This window comes from Pontibacter aydingkolensis, from assembly GCF_019443125.1.
GTDB classification, from domain to species: domain Bacteria; phylum Bacteroidota; class Bacteroidia; order Cytophagales; family Hymenobacteraceae; genus Pontibacter; species Pontibacter aydingkolensis.
On sequence record NZ_JAHYXK010000002.1, the window covers coordinates 205,743 to 223,355 of the forward strand.

At 45.2% G+C, this 17,613-nt stretch carries 20 protein-coding genes; 9 read left to right on the forward strand and 11 right to left on the reverse strand.

All coding sequences use genetic code 11. From position 1 onward, the window contains the following. Positions 1–57 precede the first annotated feature (57 nt). Both K0O23_RS03240 and K0O23_RS03245 read left to right on the forward strand, forming a co-directional pair. Positions 58–846 (forward strand): alpha/beta fold hydrolase, encoded by a 789-nt coding sequence (locus K0O23_RS03240; RefSeq protein ID WP_219875956.1) that lies wholly within the window; start codon positions 58–60, stop codon positions 844–846. 82 nt (positions 847–928) lie between these two features. Next, positions 929–1,354, forward strand: coding sequence for a hypothetical protein (locus K0O23_RS03245; protein WP_219875957.1), 426 nt, complete (start codon positions 929–931; stop codon positions 1,352–1,354). 67 nt (positions 1,355–1,421) lie between these two features. Here K0O23_RS03245 and lepB read toward each other — a convergent pair whose 3' ends face one another. The 3 genes from lepB to K0O23_RS03260 form a co-directional block, all read right to left on the reverse strand. Beyond that, positions 1,422–2,513: a signal peptidase I gene (lepB, locus tag K0O23_RS03250; protein WP_219875958.1), complete on the reverse strand. Its 1,092-nt coding sequence runs from the start codon at positions 2,511–2,513 to the stop codon at positions 1,422–1,424. A gap of 68 nt (positions 2,514–2,581) precedes the next feature. Further along, entirely contained in the window at positions 2,582–2,974 is a 393-nt protein-coding gene (locus K0O23_RS03255; protein WP_219875959.1) for a hypothetical protein, read from the reverse strand. Positions 2,975–3,083: 109 nt separating this feature from the next. Beyond that, complete coding sequence (locus tag K0O23_RS03260) at positions 3,084–3,821, reverse strand: hypothetical protein (RefSeq protein ID WP_219875960.1); 738 nt, start codon at positions 3,819–3,821, stop codon at positions 3,084–3,086. A 299-nt stretch (positions 3,822–4,120) separates the two neighbouring features. Between K0O23_RS03260 and K0O23_RS03265 the strand changes: the two genes are divergently transcribed. Both K0O23_RS03265 and K0O23_RS03270 read left to right on the forward strand, forming a co-directional pair. Further along, a complete protein-coding gene (locus K0O23_RS03265) occupies positions 4,121–4,519 on the forward strand; it encodes a hypothetical protein (RefSeq protein ID WP_219875961.1) in 399 nt (132 codons plus the stop codon). Between the two features lie 12 nt (positions 4,520–4,531). Further along, positions 4,532–4,981, forward strand: coding sequence for a DUF421 domain-containing protein (locus tag K0O23_RS03270; RefSeq protein WP_219875962.1), 450 nt, complete (start codon positions 4,532–4,534; stop codon positions 4,979–4,981). Between the two features lie 42 nt (positions 4,982–5,023). On the opposite strand, the gene K0O23_RS03275 is transcribed toward K0O23_RS03270, so the two are convergent. From K0O23_RS03275 to merTP, 4 genes are all read right to left on the reverse strand, one after another. Then, a complete protein-coding gene (locus tag K0O23_RS03275; RefSeq protein WP_219875963.1) occupies positions 5,024–5,437 on the reverse strand; it encodes a hypothetical protein in 414 nt (137 codons plus the stop codon). Positions 5,438–5,553: 116 nt separating this feature from the next. Beyond that, positions 5,554–5,988, reverse strand: coding sequence for a hypothetical protein (locus K0O23_RS03280; protein ID WP_219875964.1), 435 nt, complete (start codon positions 5,986–5,988; stop codon positions 5,554–5,556). Positions 5,989–6,193: 205 nt separating this feature from the next. Further along, positions 6,194–6,400, reverse strand: a complete 207-nt coding sequence (locus K0O23_RS20090) for a GDCCVxC domain-containing (seleno)protein (protein WP_246596899.1) — start codon at positions 6,398–6,400, stop codon at positions 6,194–6,196. Next, positions 6,397–6,999: a mercuric transport protein MerTP gene (gene merTP / locus K0O23_RS03285; RefSeq protein WP_219875965.1), complete on the reverse strand. Its 603-nt coding sequence runs from the start codon at positions 6,997–6,999 to the stop codon at positions 6,397–6,399. The genes K0O23_RS20090 and merTP overlap by 4 nt, the downstream gene beginning before the upstream one ends. A gap of 209 nt (positions 7,000–7,208) precedes the next feature. Here merTP and K0O23_RS03290 point away from each other — a divergent pair, with 209 nt between their 5' ends. Next, entirely contained in the window at positions 7,209–8,183 is a 975-nt protein-coding gene (locus K0O23_RS03290; RefSeq protein WP_219875966.1) for a zinc dependent phospholipase C family protein, read from the forward strand. A 27-nt stretch (positions 8,184–8,210) separates the two neighbouring features. Here the strand turns inward: K0O23_RS03290 and K0O23_RS03295 are convergent, their stop codons facing one another. Both K0O23_RS03295 and K0O23_RS03300 read right to left on the reverse strand, forming a co-directional pair. Beyond that, a complete protein-coding gene (locus K0O23_RS03295) occupies positions 8,211–8,513 on the reverse strand; it encodes a hypothetical protein (protein ID WP_219875967.1) in 303 nt (100 codons plus the stop codon). Between the two features lie 35 nt (positions 8,514–8,548). Beyond that, positions 8,549–9,523, reverse strand: a complete 975-nt coding sequence (locus K0O23_RS03300; protein ID WP_219875968.1) for a GNAT family N-acetyltransferase — start codon at positions 9,521–9,523, stop codon at positions 8,549–8,551. Positions 9,524–9,653: 130 nt separating this feature from the next. On the opposite strand from K0O23_RS03300, the gene K0O23_RS03305 reads away from it, so the two are divergent. Beyond that, positions 9,654–11,240, forward strand: a complete 1,587-nt coding sequence (locus K0O23_RS03305; RefSeq protein WP_219875969.1) for a serine hydrolase — start codon at positions 9,654–9,656, stop codon at positions 11,238–11,240. Positions 11,241–11,781: 541 nt separating this feature from the next. On the opposite strand, the gene ettA is transcribed toward K0O23_RS03305, so the two are convergent. After that, a complete protein-coding gene (gene ettA, locus K0O23_RS03310; protein WP_219875970.1) occupies positions 11,782–13,452 on the reverse strand; it encodes an energy-dependent translational throttle protein EttA in 1,671 nt (556 codons plus the stop codon). 352 nt (positions 13,453–13,804) lie between these two features. On the opposite strand from ettA, the gene K0O23_RS03315 reads away from it, so the two are divergent. The 3 genes from K0O23_RS03315 to K0O23_RS03325 all read left to right on the forward strand — a co-directional run bounded on the left by K0O23_RS03315 (position 13,805) and on the right by K0O23_RS03325 (position 16,442). Further along, entirely contained in the window at positions 13,805–15,118 is a 1,314-nt protein-coding gene (locus tag K0O23_RS03315) for a DUF349 domain-containing protein (protein ID WP_219875971.1), read from the forward strand. Between the two features lie 283 nt (positions 15,119–15,401). Continuing rightward, positions 15,402–15,623, forward strand: coding sequence for a DUF2795 domain-containing protein (locus K0O23_RS03320; protein ID WP_025608825.1), 222 nt, complete (start codon positions 15,402–15,404; stop codon positions 15,621–15,623). Between the two features lie 87 nt (positions 15,624–15,710). Then, positions 15,711–16,442, forward strand: coding sequence for an ABC transporter ATP-binding protein (locus K0O23_RS03325; protein WP_219875972.1), 732 nt, complete (start codon positions 15,711–15,713; stop codon positions 16,440–16,442). 376 nt (positions 16,443–16,818) lie between these two features. Here K0O23_RS03325 and K0O23_RS03330 read toward each other — a convergent pair whose 3' ends face one another. Further along, a complete protein-coding gene (locus K0O23_RS03330) occupies positions 16,819–17,499 on the reverse strand; it encodes a 2-C-methyl-D-erythritol 4-phosphate cytidylyltransferase (RefSeq protein WP_219875973.1) in 681 nt (226 codons plus the stop codon). Between the last annotated feature and the right edge of the window lie 114 nt (positions 17,500–17,613).

Below are 17,613 nucleotides of genomic sequence, written 5' to 3' on the forward strand. Positions count from 1 at the left end.
TGTCAGGCTTAGTCCGCTGATATTTAACGCATATACTATCTAAATTTATTAAAACCTATGAATGCAGTTAAAAGGAATAATGTAAAAGTTATTGGAAATGGCGAGAAACCCATGCTGTTTGCCCATGGTTATGGCTGCGATCAGAACATGTGGCGATTTATCACTCCTGCTTTTGAGGATAATTATAAGGTTGTTCTTTTTGACCACGTAGGGTTTGGAAATTCTGATGCCTCTGGTTATTCCAAAGAGCGCTACAACTCTTTACAGGCCTATGCAGAAGATGTATTGGAAATATGCCAGGAACTTGATCTGCATGATGTTGTTTTTGTTGGCCACTCCGTAAGTGCCATGATAGGCGTTTTAGCTGGTATTAAGGACCCACAGCGTTTCTCAAAGCTGATCCTGGTTAGCCCTTCTCCAAGCTTTATCAATGATGGAGACTATGTTGGCGGTTTTACAAGGGAGGACATTGAGGGTTTGCTAAACTCTTTAGAAAGCGACTACCTGGGCTGGTCTAACACGATTGCTCCTGTGATAATGGGTAACCCAGACCGTCCTGAACTAGGTCAGGAACTGGCCCAAAGCTTCTGCAAAAGCACCCCGAAAGTTGCTCAGGATTTCGCACATATCACGTTTCTTTCAGACAACAGAAAGGACCTGCCTAAGGTGAAAATACCAACCTTGATCCTGCAGTGCTCTGAAGACGCCATTGCTCCTTTGTCTGTTGGCGTATACGTAAACCGGCACATTGCCGGAAGCAAACTTTTTGTGCTGCAGGCCACAGGCCATTGCCCTAATCTAAGCGCTCCCGAAGAAACCATTGCAGCTATGAAGAGCTTTCTTTAAAAGAACAGCGTAAAACTCAATAACCTTCGTTAAATGGTATGAAAAACAAGAGTCGGAAACTTTAATAACTGATATAACGAAATTGTTTAAAAGTATAGATAGCCAAAATCTTAAAAAGGCGAATGGGGATGTATTCATCGAAATACATAGAGCACCGGACAATGCCTTCCTTCATGTAAACTGGATAGGGATACAATCTCTTGAAACCATAATGATGGGTGGCAACCAAATTCTCTCTATGCTAAGGGTGAAGCCTTGCCAGGGACTGCTTAATAGCAACCGAGAGTTAATAGGCTCCTGGGAGTCAGCAGTAAACTGGTTATCCTATAGATGGGCTCCTCAGGCTGAAATACTGGGTCTGCGCAATTTCGCACACGTGATTTCTCCGGGTATTTACGGACAATGGTCTTTTGATGCTCTTTACCCTAAAATAAAAGGCATATTTGAGGTTCAATCATTCTTAACTGACGACGCTGCAAAAGCCTGGCTTCAACTTAAATCTTCTTAAGCCAGTTCCTGTTTCGTAGTGGTCGCTGTTTTTAGAGCGGCGGCTCTTTCTGTATGTTAATACCTCTCTACTCCACCATACTAAAAAGCCTGCTCCACCTTACCTTATCCAGCAAACCAGCGTTGGCATCTAAAGACATCCACACAAAAACAGCCTTGCCCACTACATGATTTTCGGGTACGAAGCCCCAGTAGCGTGAGTCGAGGGAGTTGTGGCGGTTGTCTCCCATCATAAAGTAGTAGTTCTGCTTAAAAGTATACTGGTTTACCTGCTCACCATCGATGTATAGTTTACCACTACGTACCGCAGCATTCTGGTTTTGCTCATAGGCAAGTATAACACGCTCGTAAAGCGGCAGCGTATTTTCGTTTATGGCCACGGTGGCACCGGATTTGGGAATGTACAAGGGTCCGAAGTTGTCGGTGTTCCAGCTATACTTTTCGGGATCCTGCGGGAAAATACCAGGCGCCGCTTCGCCTACACCTGACTGCAAAAGTTTTACATCCTGAATTATATCGAGGGCTGCCAGTTGCTTTGCTTTATCAGGTGTAGTATGCATCTCGTAGCCAACTGGTGTGCGGTAAAAATCTGTTATATCGCGGCTCAGGAAGAAGTTATCGTTTAGCACCCTATCTGTGGTTACGCTATAGGCAGTCTGTTTCTGGGCCGGGTTTTCTGTGGGGTTGCCATTAATGTATACCTGCCCGTTACGGATAGCCAGTGAGTCGCCGGCTAAACCGATGCAGCGTTTAATGTAATAGGTCTTTAAATCAGCGGGATGCCCAGCCTCTGCGGGGTAGTTAAACACCACGGCATCGTTGCGCTTTACCTCCGAAAAGCCCGGCAGCCGGAAAGACGGCAGTTGTATGGCATCGGAGTAAGAAGCGATAGTGCTGCCCCAGATGGTTTGGTGTGTGAGCGGCACCTGCAGTGGCGTGCCCGGCGTGCGTGGTCCGTAGTGCAGCTTACTTACAAACAGATAATCGCCGGTAAGCAGTGAGCCCTCCATGGAAGGAGTAGGTATGGCATAGGCCTCAAATGTAGCCCACCGTATTATACTTGCTGCCACTACGGCAAACATAACGGCATCGGCCCACTCGCGGGCAGCGCTTTTCTTTACTTGTGCTTTGGGTTGTTTTCCCCGGAATTTCAGTTTCATAGGTAGCATAGGTTTTATACTATATTATAACTACTTATGAATGCTGGATATTATACTTTAGAGAAGAATTATACTTTTACAGTTGCCTTCTTTTTGAAGGCTGGTCCGATAAAAAGTACGTAACCAAACAGAGCAGTGAACAGAAAGTATAGAATAGTCGCAGCTAAAGTATAAGTTGCTGTAGCAGAGGCTACTTTTGCCAGGGCTAACCCTCCCACAAAAAAATGAGCAAAGTTTCCGAGCGCCACTGGCCTGCTATAGATACCACCAATCAAGTTTGCCTTGGCTGTCCAGTTAACCATTGCAAAGCCAAAATAAAGGGCTCCCAGCAACTGCAACAATAGAAAAGGGGCCTCAGTTAAACCCAGATAGCCACCAATCTCTTCCGGAAAGAAAGAGAGCGCCACACCTGCTGCGCCCATTGCGACAGCACTCGACCCCATTAGTATTTTTGTGTTCACCTTGTCAGATCTGAAGTTATAAATTGCTGCTTACTGAATAAGATTTTAAGTTAAGCTTTAGTTAATATTATAGCCATACTTTTATGGTCGCAAAAACCCTTTGGCTAAGTTACCTGGCTTTTTTAGCAGCTTTCTGTAACTCTACTATTTGTGTATACCATTCGGCATAGGCTCCTTCTGCTTTTATTTTATTGTTAAAGTCTTTCAGGTATTCCTCTGCCTTGTCGCTGCCCGATATAGCTGAGATTAACAGGCGGTTTGCCAGCACCATTTTCTCTTCTTCGTAATTTTCAGGTGCTGTGCTTAGGGCCAGCCATGTCGTATTCTCATACTCGTGCAGGGTTTCGCTTATCTGGTCGTGGTTATACTTTATAGTTGTGTTATACTTTACATCGCGTTTTAGCCTGTTGCCCTTGTAGTAAAAGTATTCGGTTAGCCAGGGCCTGCGTACCAGTTCACGGTTTGCACCCAAGGCAAGCAACTCCAGTTTGTGCAGCTTTAGCGTATCTTGTGTGTACACTACCTCATACCGCTCTGCGGCTTCCCAAAAGTCCACAATGTCTCTATCGCCGCACTGCGAAAGCACAAACTCTGAGAACACTTTTTTGCCATCCTGTAGCTCGTAATATCCGCAAATAAGCAATCGCTTGCCATTGGAAAAGGTAAAAGCCGTGTCGGGCTCCTGCTTTACACCAAACTCCGAGGCCGCGCATTGCTCACAGCCACCTGCAGCTACACCAGAAGCAATTACCTGCTCTCCTGTATTGGTTGGGTTATCTGTAACCAGTTCCTGCTCTACAGTGCAGCCAGTCAGTAGCAGCGCCAAAAATGCATATACTTTCTTCATACTTAAGGCTTGATAATGAGTTCAAAGTATGGCAACGGCAATCTAGAAGAATAGTTTTATCTGAATATAAGAATTAAGCTCACAAAAAAGAATAAGGCTTTGGGTTTAAACAAACTTGGATTAACCCATGACCAGAGCTTCAACTATAATAAACACCATGCGTTATAAATCCAGATACATCCAGCGCCTATATAAACACCGGTTTAATAATGGGTAAAACAGAAAATAGCCTGCAGGTAAACGAGGATGAAAAACTATAGCGACGCGTCTGGGCATTTGAGCGTGCAAGCTGGGTAATTATGTTTCTGATTATAGCAGTACTTGGGTATTTTGGACAGGGCGGATTATTGGTTGGTCATGAAAAAGCAGGCGGACCAGCCGCAGGCTTAGAGGTAGAGTACGAGCCATACATTAGAAAGGGAACTCCAACCAAACTTACCCTGACTTATCATAAGCAGAGCCCGCAACCAGAGCTGCGCATAAACAAAACTTTTATCTATAGCACCCATTTAGAGCAGATCGTTCCGGAGCCATCCGGTGCCAGTGCCGACGAAACCAGCGTAACCTATACTTTCGACGCTTTGGGCAAAGGGGCAGTGGTGGTTTTATACTTTAAGCCTGAGAAAATCAGGGACCTGCATACTATACTTTCTGATGGCTCTTCTTCGGTTACATTAGAGCAGTTTGTGCACCCTTAAACTTTCGTTGTCATGGAAACAATTGTTCGTGGTCTGGTCATATATTTCTTTCTCCTGATTGTATTCAGGATCAGTGGCAAGCGTACGCTGCACGAGGTAACCACCTTCGACTTTGTGCTGCTCATTATTATTGCTGAAACCACCGAACAAGCGCTACTCAGCGACGACCACTCTATAACCAACAGCCTGGTACTTATTGTTACACTTGTTTTTGCGGATGTTACTCTCTCAATATTTAAACAGTACTCTAAAAAGGCCGGTAAAATACTGGATGGCACACCCACTATTTTGGTAGCCGATGGCAACCTCCTGAAAAATAAGATGGACAAAGCGCGGGTAGATAAAGAAGATATTATGGAAGCGGCCAGAAAACTGCAGGGCCTGGAAACCATGAGCCAGATAAAGTATGCTATACTTGAGATAGACGGCAGTATCTCAATTGTTCCGAAAGGCAAAGCATAAGTTTTTGTGATCTCTTATAAAACCTGGGTTGTATGCGGCTAATCAGTAGCTAACCTGTGCCTTTTTGCTTACAGCCAGCCGCAGGCTAAAAACGGAGAGCAGAAAAGTTACCGGGGTAAATACCATTTTCTCGGCCTGGTTCTCTGATAGCAAATTACCCACTGTATTGAGCAGGAAAAGTATGAACATTGCCCACAGCGCCACTCGGATAACTTTTCTGTTAACTCTTATTTTTAAGACCCCGGAATGTATCGCTACAACTGCCAGCATTGCTAAGTTTATGGCTATAGAAGCGGCTTCAAAAGAAAGCATCTGCGAATGGGTTCTCAGCCTCCCGCCCCACACCAGCTCAAAAGGCACAATGCCAAGTAGGACAGTAAAATGAAAAACAATTGTCAGGGATATGATCAGCAACAAGCCATTTGTGGCAAATCGCAAGGTGATTGGGTTATACATCGGCTACAGACTTTGCTAAAGTATAAAATGGCAATGTTTCTATAATGGTATCAATACAATGCTTTTGTAGGGCTCAACAATTAGGCAGTAATGTTTTGAAATCATTGTTCCCCATATTATACCTGTGATGGATACATAGTTTTATTACCAGCTGCCAGTTTCCCGGCCAGATAAGCCATCGGAATATAAGCTCCGACTAAATCTACAATAGCATACCAGATTGGCGAAGGAAGCATAAACACGCTGGCAATTCCTCCTGCTAGGAAAAATACTCCAACAGCTAAAGCAAATTTCATTTTATGGGTTGCTGCAATTTTAGCAGCCAGAAATGCACCCACCAATGTGCCAAGGGCATGCGCTAAAAATGGAAATATAAAATGCTTGATTTCAAACAGATGCATGGATGCCTGAAGTCCTTCCATGGTAGTAACGTCGGCTCCGGCTGGGGGTGGAATAATGGAACCACTAACCGAAATTATACCCATATTTACTATACTGCCTATAGCAAAGCCTGCTATAACTGCTAAGATATTTCTAAGGATTGGATTCATGTTTATACTTATTTTCGGGTTAGTTTGATTGATGCTCCGGGATTGTAACGGTCTCGGCTAAGAAACGTGGGGCATTCGAAGCCCTTAACCGTCCGCCCGTGACAAAGACAGCCACGAAGAACGAACCCTGCCGATACCACTGTCCGCCCCATGTTTTCTTAATCATTGTGTTCGGTCGGCTTTTTATTTTTCTGTCGGCTCATCTTTAACAGCAATTTTCCCCTTGTTGGATAGGCGGACATTTTACCGTTCCGTAACTACAATAAACGCAACAGTCACCTTGTTTTGGCTTTAACACTTTCTTACAATTATCACACTCGTAAAAATATTGGCAAGCGCCTGTCGGCATTGTTTCTTCCTTTTTATGTCCGCAGTACGGGCAAGTGATTTCTGATTGCAGTATTACGTTCATCTTATCTCTTTCTTGTCGGTTACTGTATAGCCTGTATTTGCAATGGCTTTTTCAATTTCTTCAATATTGGTCTGAGTTTGGTCAAATTCAATGATTGCGTTTCCATTTTCGTAAGAAACAATCGTCTTGATTATTCCCGTCAGCTTGTTGACTTCGTTGGTTACATGTTCTTCGCATCCTGAGCAAGTCATTCCTTCTATTGTAAATTCAGTGGTTTTAATATCTTTTTGACTTGCTACAGCAGTCTTGCCTTCATGATTTGGAAAGAAAATGTAAGAATACGTTGGAAATGCAAGCATAAGTGCTGCAAAAACTGTCACGATACCCAAGAATCTCTTTGTCTGAATGAAAGGTGTTTTTTCCGTTGTATCGCATTCGCATTCAATTTGCTTCTGCGATTTCAGTTTTTGATACCAAGCAAACCCGAGAACCAAAACTGTAAATCCGATTAAATATGGTCTTAAAGGGTCAAGCCAAGAAAAAGTCGAGACAAGCCCACTTGTCCCTGCCAATAAAGCCAAAACTGGGGTAATGCAACAGAGCGAAGCCGAAATTGCTGTTAAAAGTCCAAGGCCTGCGAGTTTTTCTTCTGATTTCATTTTACTGCTTCTAATGTTCAATGTTGTCTTTTTTCAGCTGCCGCTCACCGGACTGTATTAACAGAACTCTATTCGGCTTATCTGTAGTTGAGCGGCAAATAAGTCGAATAACCCCTGAGTAAATATAGCATAATCTATATTCCCACCGCTATTTAGACAGACATTATTTAACCCCATCAACATAGGTCAAACCAACGTAAGCAACAAGTATGGCTAACAGCGCTAAAGTTATACTTGTACTCCTTATTATTTTGCTTCCTTCGCAGAGCTACAGTTGGGGCTTCTACGCACACCAGCGCATAAACCGGCTGGCTGTGTTTGCGCTGCCTCCCGAAATGGTGGGCTTCTACAAAAAGCACATCCGCTACATTACCGAAAACGCTGTTAACCCCGACAAGCGCCGCTACGCCGTGGCCAACGAAGCACCCCGCCACTACATAGACCTGGATGTGTACGGCGACAGCGCCCTGTATAAAATGCCGCGCTACTGGCAACAGGCCGTGGAAAAGTATACCGAAGACACCCTGCAAGCCTATGGCATTGTGCCCTGGCACATCAATTTTATGAAGTACCAGCTAACGCAGGCTTTTAAAGAACGAAATGTAGATAAGATACTTAGACTAAGCGCCGAACTTGGCCATTATGTTGCCGATGCCTGCGTACCGCTGCACACCACCCAGAACTATAACGGGCAGCTTACCGGACAGCGTGGCATTCATGGTTTCTGGGAGTCGCGGTTGCCGGAGCTGTTTTCTGACAACTACGACTTTTTTGTTGGACAAGCGCAGTATTTAGAGCAGCCGCAGCTAAAAGCCTGGGATATAGTAGCTAGTTCGCACCTTGCCCTCGACTCCGTTTTTAACTTTGAGCGCCAGCTTACCCAGGAGTTTGACGAGGAAAAGAAGTATAGTTTTGAACTGCGCAACAACCTGACCACCCGTGTGTACTCCCGCGCCTTTTCACAGGCCTATAGTAATAAACTCAACGGGCAGGTAGAGCGCCAAATGCGCCTGGCAATCCGGATGACGGCCAGCTATTGGTACACCGCCTGGGTGGATGCCGGTCAGCCAAACCTGGGCACACTCAAGTCTACATTATCGCCGGAGGAACTGCACCGCCTGGAGATGGAAAAGAAGGATTATGAAACTGGCCCGCATAAACCACGAGAGGAGCACGAGCATTAAGCGTAATTCTCTGCTGCAGGATTTCATTTAATGGTTTTTGGTGGGCTGGCTTTCAGTCTTATCTTGTTCTATATCTTTTTCAGAAGAGCGAGTTAATAGTTCATTTATACCGCCAGTTTGAGCGCAGCGGTAAAGGTGGTTGCCTATGATAGCCAGTTTGTAAAGGCGGAAGTATAGTATATGGAACTCGCCAGTTACAAACTGGCACCATGTATAGCCACAAGTTGCGCAAACGCTAAATTTGGGCATGTATAATAAAATCACCCCCCGAATACTTTTATACTTTTCTGAAAAAGATATAGCTGAAAGCTTGCCGGCATGGTTAGCCACGGTTTGCAAACTCAAGGCAACAAGTAGTTTTTAAACTATCCTCTTAACCGCTGTACCAGCCGCGTCCTCAACTCCCGTATCAGTTTTATACTTTGGGGCAGCCGGTTATACTTCAGCACAGGTATAAGCATGGTTTGGGCACCGAAGCCACGGTAAAAATGCACAATGTCCGGTTCACGGTCGTCGGGGCTTTCAAAGTCAAGTATAAAGTTCTGGTGGGCGTATTTTCGGATGATGTGGTCAAGTAGAAGGGTGCGGCCATTTTGCTTGCGGCCATGCGCAGGAGCAGCATTAAAGAGGTAAACAATGCGGTTGCGCCAAACTGTAAACAGGCAACCTGCATTCTTTCTACCTTCTGCATCTACAGTATAGTATAGTTGCGCCAGCCCTCTCTCCTGCATGGCCACGTATAACTTACGCAGCAAATTATAAGCCTCCTCCGAAACCCCACCATAAATTCTGTCTGCTGTTTCCGATTTAAAAAACTGTATAAGTGGCTCTATATCCTGGCTCTGCTGTAACCGAAGGCCTGCTTTTTCCGCACGCTTCAGGTTTATTTTACGGTCTCGGGTATAATGATGTCGCAGCTCTTCGTAAGCCTTGTTAAGGTGCAAGTATAAAGTATAGGTTTGCTCCTGTGCCATTTCCTGTGTTAATTGGTTATCGGTGTTAAACTGGTAGCCCACTACATACTTAAACCGCTGCTGCACCTCTGCCCAAAACTGCTGATATGTAACCGCCGGTATACTTTCCGCCAAAGTATAAACACCCAACTGCTGGCAAAAAAGCGGTTGCTTCACGTAGGGCATGCCTAATTTCTTTCGCCATGGCACAGGCATTAAAGTTTTATACTTTCCGGCTGCATCCAGTTCCACCACTGCATCCCAGCCCGGCGATACCATATCCAGATACCACGATAGCGCATATACCTGGCCCTGCTCAGATGCTGTGATCAGCGCATCCCATTGCGGCTTGTCTATTTTAGGATGTGTGAGGTAGTGGATATTCATGGCGCAGGCTATACTTTAAGCTAGAGCAGCAAGGCAAGATACAAAAGTATAACAACTATATAGCTGCAGCCCATTTCCGCTGTTATTTAAAAATAAGTAACTTGCTGCATCCATTTAAGCAATATTTCTGATGATACGAACCCATACTAACCTATTACGCCTGAAACTGCTGTTTATACTCTGCGCTATAGTTGCACTACCGCAGGCACAAGCCCAAACCGCAGCCGACCTCACTAAACTGGACGCCTACTACCAGAAAGCCCTCAAAGACTGGGACGTGCCCGGCATGGCTATTGCCATCGTAAAGAACGACTCAGTTATTTTTGCCAAAGGCTACGGTGTGCTCGATAATAAAAAAGGAGGTCAGGTAGATGCAAACACTGTTTTTGGGATTGCTTCCAACTCCAAGGCCTATACAGCCGCTGCCCTGGCCACGTTGGTAGATGCCGGTAAAATAAACTGGAAAGATAAGGTAAAGAAGTATGTGCCTGGCCTGCAGCTTTACGACCCGTTTGTTACCGAGAACCTTACCATAGAGGATTTGCTAAGCCACAGAGCAGGGTTTAAGACCTACAGCGGCGATTTGCTTTGGTATAATACCACGTACAGCCGCGCAGAGATTATACGCCGCATGCGCTACCTTAAGCCTGTTTACAATTTCCGCGACGGCTACGGATACTCTAACCTGATGTTTATTACGGCAGGCCAGGTAATAGAAAATGTAAGCGGTGAAACATGGGAGAACTATATTAAAGAAACATTTCTGCAGCCGCTCGGAATGAGCCGTACTTATATTTCTGTAAACGACCTGAAGGGTGTTAGCAACGTAGCCTCTCCGCATGGCTTTGATGAAAACAAGAAGCCCTACGCCACTACACAGGTTGCCTGGGATAACTGGAACCCGGCGGCGGGTATCTTTACTAGTGTTAACCAGCAGGCTCAATGGATGCGCCTCCAACTAAACCAGGGTACTTACAAAGGCAAACGAATTTTTAGTGAGAATGCCAGCCGCAACATGTGGGCGGCACACAATCCTATGCCTATCTCCAAACGCGCAGAAGAGCTCGTCCCATCTACACATTTTGCGGCTGCCGGCCTGGGTTGGTTTGTGAGCGATTACGAAGGCCGTAAATTGGTATATCATGGTGGCGGGCACGAAGGCATGAACAGCCGTACCGTACTTGTACCCGAAGAAAAACTGGGCATTGTTATACTTACCAACAGCATGAGCAGCATTATGGCGCCGCTTGCCAACTACACCATTGATCAGTTTTTAGGTGTGCAGAATGGACGCGACTGGAGCCAATTTAACTTAAATGCTGCTGCACAGGCTAAAAAAGCACAGGAGAAAGCAGAAGAGAAGAAATCAAAAGAGAAGAAAAAAACAGCAAAGCCAGCCCGCGACTTAAACGAGTATACAGGAACTTACCGAAGCCAGCTCTACGGCGATGCCACTATTACACTTAAAAACGGGAAACTGGAATTGCAGTTAGTGCCTGCACCAACTTTGGGCGGTACATTAAACTTCTGGCAGCACGAAATATTTGATCTGGATTGGAAGAACAAGTATGCCCTGTTACACCCGACAAAGGTGCGTTTTCTGGTAGGGGAAGACGGAAGTATAGCCGAAATGCGCCTCGACTCCAACAACCCTGATTTCCACTTCGATGAGTTGGAGTTTGTTAAAGTGAAGTCTAAAACTTCAGCGAGACAATAACCTAAGTTTATACTTTGCTGCAGCGCTTACGAGCACTGCAGCAAAGCCTTAGAACTTAAACTGCGATTGCTGCTACCACGCTAATAGCGGCCAGCCAGCCTGCTATTATCCAGTAAGCAATTGCCTCATTACTGGTTGGGTAAACTTTTTTCATAACCGTGCAATTTTATATTTGAATAATACATTAATGTTAAAACACCTAAGTGCTTTAGTACTAATATTATACGGTCATAACAAAAGATATGTTTATTTCTACTACCCGTAATTTTTTATCTGAACAAGTACAAGCTAAAATATAGGTATAAAGCTATACTTAGCAAGTATCATATATCTTATAATCAATAACTTACATCATCAAACCAAGGATAAGCATTTAAAGGCTGGAAAAACAACGAATAGGATTTAACTAAGGCAGCTATAGATACTGTTACTTGAGTACAGAATAAAAAAGAGGCCGTTGCAACTCCTGCAACGGCCTCTTTTTTATACTTCAGAACCAGAAGTCAACTCTTCATTTCTGATTCATTATTCATCATTAAAATTATGCCAGCTTCTTATAGCGGATACGCTTCGGCTCAATATCGCCCATGCGCTTCTTCTTGTTCTCCTCATATTCGCTGTAGTTGCCCTCAAACCAGTATACCTGCGAGTCGCCTTCAAAAGCAAGGATGTGCGTGCAGATACGGTCCAGGAACCAGCGGTCGTGAGAGATGATTACGGCACAACCTGCAAAGTTCTCCAGGGCATCTTCCAGCGCACGGATCGCGTTTACGTCCAGGTCGTTGGTAGGCTCATCGAGTAAAAGCAAGTTACCGCCTTCTTTCAGTGTCATGGCCAGGTGCACGCGGTTTCGCTCACCACCCGACAGCTTATCCACTTTTTTCTCCTGGTCGCCGCCCGAGAAGTTGAACTTGCTTACATAGGCACGTGAGTTAACCTGGCGTCCGGCCATCATCATGTGCTCTGTACCACCCGAAATCACCTCGAATACCGATTTACTTCCATCGAGCTGAACGTGTTCCTGGTCTACATAAGAAATCTGAACAGTAGAGCCTACTTCAAAATCCCCTGCATCCGGCTTCTCCTGTCCGGTTATTAGCTTAAACAAGGTAGTTTTACCGGCACCGTTTGGACCGATGATACCCACAATGCCACCCTGCGGAAGCGCAAAGTTCAGGTCCTCGAAAAGTAATTTATCGCCGTAGGCTTTACTTACGTGGTTTACTTCTACTACCTGACTACCCAAACGCGGGCCATCTGGTATAAATAGCTCCAGTTTTTCTTCTTTCTTAGAAGCATCTTCGCTGGCAAGCTTATCGTACTGGCTGATACGCGCCTTTGACTTGGCATGACGCGCTTTAGGGGCCATACGCACCCACTCTAGCTCGCGCTGTAGTGTTTTCTGGCGCTTACTCTCGGTCTTCTCTTCTTTAGCCAGTCGGGCCGCTTTCTGCTCCAGCCAGCTGCTGTAATTGCCTTTCCACGGAATACCCTCACCACGATCCAGTTCCAGAATCCAGCCGGCTACATTGTCCAGGAAGTAACGGTCGTGGGTAACGGCGATCACAGTGCCTTTGTACTGCTGCAGGTGCTGCTCCAGCCAGTCCACAGACTCAGCATCCAGGTGGTTGGTAGGCTCATCCAGTAACAACACATCCGGCTCCTGCAATAATAAGCGGCAAAGGGCCACACGGCGCTTCTCACCACCCGATAGGTTTCCGATAATGGCATCTTCCGGCGGTGTGCGCAGGGCATCCATAGCACGCTCCAGGCGGTTATCCAGTTCCCATGCATTATGATGGTCAAGTTTTTCCTGCACTACACCCTGACGCTCGATAAGCTTGTTCATCTCATCGTCGGTCATCTCTTCGGCAAACTTCATGTTGATCTCGTCAAATTCCTTCAACAAGGCCACCACCTCAGCTACGCCCTCTTCTACTACCTCGCGCACGGTTTTGGTAGGATCAAGCTGCGGCTCCTGCTCCAGGTAACCAACACTATAGCCCGGGCTCCAAACTACTTCACCCTGAATCTGCTTATCAACACCTGCAATAATCTTTAGCAAGCTTGATTTACCAGAGCCGTTAAGGCCCAGCACACCAATCTTAGCGCCATAGAAAAACGACAGGTAGATATTTTTAAGCACTTGTTTCTGAGGCGGGTAAATTTTACTTACCCCGGCCATCGAGAAAATAATGGTTTCGTTACTCATACTTTTGCTTTATGATTATTCGCTTATTTTTTGCTATTCAAGAAAGTACTCATACGAATGCAGGCGAGATTAAACAGGCATTGCGTAAATATTTCGTACTGAATTACAAATATCGCAAAAATTCATGTGTTTTAGCTTCACAAAATTGATTTGAAATGATTAAACTTGTAAAAACTGTATGGGTAAAGTGTGCCCAAACTTGCTTTAGCACCAGTTTTGGCTTAGTCAGGCTTTATTTGCGCTGCCATGTGCAGCAAATTAGGCAAACGATGAAGGCTAACCTGCGTATGCTACAGTTAGTTTAAATTTAACGCCTTACCCTAATTTTCGATCCATAACCCAGTCCAGTAACATGGAAAACAACAACCTATTGGAAGAAGCCAGAAAATATGGCTTTATTCAAGACCAGCAAGTGTGGTTAAAGCCCTTTATGAATTACCCTGCCAGACAGGTGGGTGAGGTAAAAGAGTCAGAAGATGATTCGCTGGTATACTTCGCTAAGCGTTTCGAGATGTTCCAGGGCAAGGTAAACAGCCTGCTGGAGCGTATCGCAACCTCCGAAAACAAAGGTTCCTTTTTGATGAAGGTGCTCCACATGAAAGAGCAGGTAGGCAACTACGATGCCCTCGGCGATTTTGAACAGATCTACCACACGCTTACCCAGGCAGAGGAAGACATCAACGAGACCATCAAACAGAACCGCGAAAAGAACCTATCTACTAAAATAGCCCTGATACAGGAAGCAGAGGCGCACAGCAACAGCATAGAGTGGAAAGAAGCCACTGAAAAGCTGAAAGACCTGCGCAGCACCTGGATCAAAACAGGTCCGGTAGAAAAAGAACTGACCGACGAGATTGAAGAGCGTTTCAGAACGGCTATCGACAAATTTTTTGAGCGCAAAAAAGACTACTTTGAGGACAAAAAGCGCATGCTTAACCGCACGTATGAGCGGTACAGAGACCTTATCAGGCAGTCTGTGGCACTGCAAAACTCCGACGACTGGGAAGTTACCACAGCCAAACTAAAGCAACTACAAAACCAATGGAAAGAAGTTGGCGGTAACCTGCCACGCAAAACCACTACTAACCTCTGGACGGAATTCCGCAAGGCGCATAACCACTTTTTTGACCGCCTGAAGCAAAAAATAAACAACGAGAAGAACGAATCGAGAGAGAAGTACTACGAAGTTAACTTTGAGCGCAAGAAAGAGCTAGCTATTGAAGCCGAGAAGCTGTTACAGCAAAATAGCCTGAACGATGCCGTTAGGCGCGCCAAGGAACTACAGGCAGAGTGGAAGAAAGTTGGCCCTGTAGACCCTAAAGTTTCTGACATGATCTGGGAGCGCTTTATAAAAGCCTGCGACAGGGTGTTTGAAATGAGCAGCCTGGAGCACTACATCCGTAAGCGCCAGCAGGCCAGCAACGATAGCTTTACAGAAATAGACGGTTTACAGGCTCGCATCAACGCGCTCACGGACTTTATCAAATCAGATAAAAACGAACTGAGCGTGTTGGAGGATAACCTGGGCAAGTTAAGCGATGCCCCTGGCAACGACTCCTTCCGCAATATGCTAAAAGGTAAGATCCGCAACTTTAACCGCAAGATCAACACCAAGCAGGAGCTGATCGCTATGTTTCAGGGCCAGCTAAGCGCCATCAGCAAATAAGGTTTTATAAAATATTAAAGCAAAAGGCGCCTGTTTCAATTTTAGCAGGCGCCTTTTTTATACTTTACTGTTTGCCCATAAGCCTATAATACATCTACTGTTATACTTGCACTGCAATCCCTAAAAAAACTTCCTGCATTTTGAACATTTGCTGTTTATTTGCGTTGTGTTGTTAAAAACAGACAAAAAAGCAATTTTTTTAAGTAAAAAATTTTTGTTTTTATATTTATTTATACTTTTGCAATCCATTCAAAATAGCCAATAAGTTAAAGGAGAAAATACTATGTACTGGACACTTGAATTAGCTTCATATCTGGAAGATGCACCCTGGCCAGCAACAAAAGACGAGTTAATCGACTTTTCAATTCGCTCAGGTGCCCCGATGGAAGTTGTAGAAAACCTACAAGCCCTGGAAGACGACGGACAGCCTTACGAGAACATCGAAGAAATCTGGCCTGACTATCCTACCAAAGAGGATTTCATGTTTAACGAAGACGAGTACTAATAATTAGTAATTACTGGTGAATAATGAGTAATTACCCTTTGGGCCTGTCCCGAAAACTATTATTCATTAATCATTGATCTTTACTCATTGAATAACGTCATCGAAGTAAAAAATTTGGTTGCGGGTTATGGCCAAAGGGTCCTGATCCGCAACCTTTCTTTTTCTATACCCTCCCCTGCCTTTGTGGCTGTTATCGGCCATAACGGAGCCGGTAAAACTACTTTTTTCAAAGCTTTTCAGCAGAAGGTGGAGTATCAAGGGCAGTTGCTGGTGCAGGACCATGACCTGAAGCACCTCCACAACCCTGCCGAAAAGGGCATACTTTCCTACCTGCCCCAGAAAAATGTCATCAACTTCCCGATAAAGGTGCACGACCTGGTAGTGATGGGGCTATTCCGGAAAAAGCGTTTCTTCGAAAACTACGATACAGCAGATTATAAGCAGGCAGAAAAAGTACTGGAGCAACTGCAACTTACCCACCTCATAGACCACGACTTTACCACCTTATCAGGCGGCGAGCAACAATTGGTATGGCTGGCCCAACTCATGCTGCAGGATGCGGAAATTATACTTTTAGATGAGCCTACGCAGCAACTGGATGTATACTATAAAAACAAAGTATTTAGCTTGCTGCAGGATTGGGCGATAACAAAAGGCAAAACCATACTTTGCATCACTCACGACCTGGCTAACCTTATACCCTTGCAGGGGTACTTGCTAAATCTCTCCAAGCCTGAACCTACACTTGAGCCTATTTCAGCGGAGGTTGTGCAGGAAAATCAGGTGTTTCTGGAGGCTGGACGGCAGATAGTGGTGTAAAACTTGTCTGAATCAGGATTTACTGGATTAATGGATATACAGGATTCTCTGCAGCGAGGACTAACACACTCCTTACCCCTCTCAAGAGGGGAATTTCTATTACTGCTTTAGGGAAAGTATAAACTCTGTAGCTGTTGCTTAAACTCCCTTCTACTAAGATCCTTGCAGGATGACAAAAAGGGAGCAGCGGGAATTGTGCTGTAGGGACAGGTTGCGACCTGTCCGCCATTGGCTTCATCAATGAAACTTATACTTCAGAACTTAAAAATAAAACTCCCCGCCTTAGACAAGTCATAGATCTCGGAATAGTTTCGGGAAAAGACAGGAACATTTGGGCTCCGTACTCAGAAAATCCCAAAAATCAACCTAAATCCCCTTAATCTGTAGTCGCGAAAGCCTCTGCCAATATAAGATCTTCGGGGGTAGTAATTTTGATGTTGCGGTAGCTACCTTCTACAAGCGTTATAGGTTGCCCTATACTTTCAACTACCGAGGCATCGTCGGTAAAGTATTCCTGCTCAGATTGCTCGTAGGCTTTACGAAGTATACTTGCCTGGAAAACCTGTGGGGTCTGCACCATCTTATACTTTGCACGTGGCACGGCGCGGCTTCCCTCCCCGGTTAACTCTCTGATTGAGTCTTTTGGGGGTACGGCTACCACAGCACTGCCATACTTTGCCGCAGCCTCGTAAGCGCCTTTTATTGTTTCTACGTCCACAAAAGGGCGCACTCCATCGTGCACAGCAATTAAGCCATCTCCCATTACCGCATCTAACCCATTTTTAACAGAGCCGAAACGCGTTGTGCCTCCGGCCACCGTCATATGGAAAAGCTTAAAGCTATGCTTCCGGCACAGTTCGCGCCAGGAAGTTAACTGTTCCTGCGGCAAAACCACTATTAACCTTACAGCGGAATTATACTTGTAAAACCGTTCAATAGTATGCATCAGTATTGGTTTGCCGGCCACCTCGATAAACTGCTTGGGCAGGTCGTGCTGCATGCGGGTGCCGCTACCGCCAGCCACTATAATTGCGTATTCCGGGAGTTGTTGCGTCATGCTGCAAAGTTAAAAGTTAGCAAGTTAGAAAGAGCAGAGTTGGATAGTTAAAAAATTATCCATGCCACAAGTTACGCTAAAGCTAAACTTGTGACATATATCCTAATAACCCAT

What these genes read in the sequence shown, in the direction of transcription:
- K0O23_RS03240 (WP_219875956.1), top strand. Translation starts at nt 58, where the DNA reads ATGAATGCAGTTAAAAGGAATAATGTAAAAGTTATTGGAAATGGCGAG.
- lepB (WP_219875958.1), bottom strand. Translation starts at nt 2,513, where the DNA reads ATGAAACTGAAATTCCGGGGAAAACAACCCAAAGCACAAGTAAAGAAA.
- K0O23_RS03260 (WP_219875960.1), bottom strand. Translation starts at nt 3,821, where the DNA reads ATGAAGAAAGTATATGCATTTTTGGCGCTGCTACTGACTGGCTGCACT.
- K0O23_RS03265 (WP_219875961.1), top strand. Translation starts at nt 4,121, where the DNA reads ATGTTTCTGATTATAGCAGTACTTGGGTATTTTGGACAGGGCGGATTA.
- K0O23_RS03270 (WP_219875962.1), top strand. Translation starts at nt 4,532, where the DNA reads ATGGAAACAATTGTTCGTGGTCTGGTCATATATTTCTTTCTCCTGATT.
- K0O23_RS03275 (WP_219875963.1), bottom strand. Translation starts at nt 5,437, where the DNA reads ATGTATAACCCAATCACCTTGCGATTTGCCACAAATGGCTTGTTGCTG.
- K0O23_RS03280 (WP_219875964.1), bottom strand. Translation starts at nt 5,988, where the DNA reads ATGAATCCAATCCTTAGAAATATCTTAGCAGTTATAGCAGGCTTTGCT.
- K0O23_RS20090 (WP_246596899.1), bottom strand. Translation starts at nt 6,400, where the DNA reads ATGAACGTAATACTGCAATCAGAAATCACTTGCCCGTACTGCGGACAT.
- merTP (WP_219875965.1), bottom strand. Translation starts at nt 6,999, where the DNA reads ATGAAATCAGAAGAAAAACTCGCAGGCCTTGGACTTTTAACAGCAATT.
- K0O23_RS03290 (WP_219875966.1), top strand. Translation starts at nt 7,209, where the DNA reads ATGGCTAACAGCGCTAAAGTTATACTTGTACTCCTTATTATTTTGCTT.
- K0O23_RS03300 (WP_219875968.1), bottom strand. Translation starts at nt 9,523, where the DNA reads ATGAATATCCACTACCTCACACATCCTAAAATAGACAAGCCGCAATGG.
- K0O23_RS03305 (WP_219875969.1), top strand. Translation starts at nt 9,654, where the DNA reads ATGATACGAACCCATACTAACCTATTACGCCTGAAACTGCTGTTTATA.
- ettA (WP_219875970.1), bottom strand. Translation starts at nt 13,452, where the DNA reads ATGAGTAACGAAACCATTATTTTCTCGATGGCCGGGGTAAGTAAAATT.
- K0O23_RS03315 (WP_219875971.1), top strand. Translation starts at nt 13,805, where the DNA reads ATGGAAAACAACAACCTATTGGAAGAAGCCAGAAAATATGGCTTTATT.
- K0O23_RS03320 (WP_025608825.1), top strand. Translation starts at nt 15,402, where the DNA reads ATGTACTGGACACTTGAATTAGCTTCATATCTGGAAGATGCACCCTGG.
- K0O23_RS03330 (WP_219875973.1), bottom strand. Translation starts at nt 17,499, where the DNA reads ATGACGCAACAACTCCCGGAATACGCAATTATAGTGGCTGGCGGTAGC.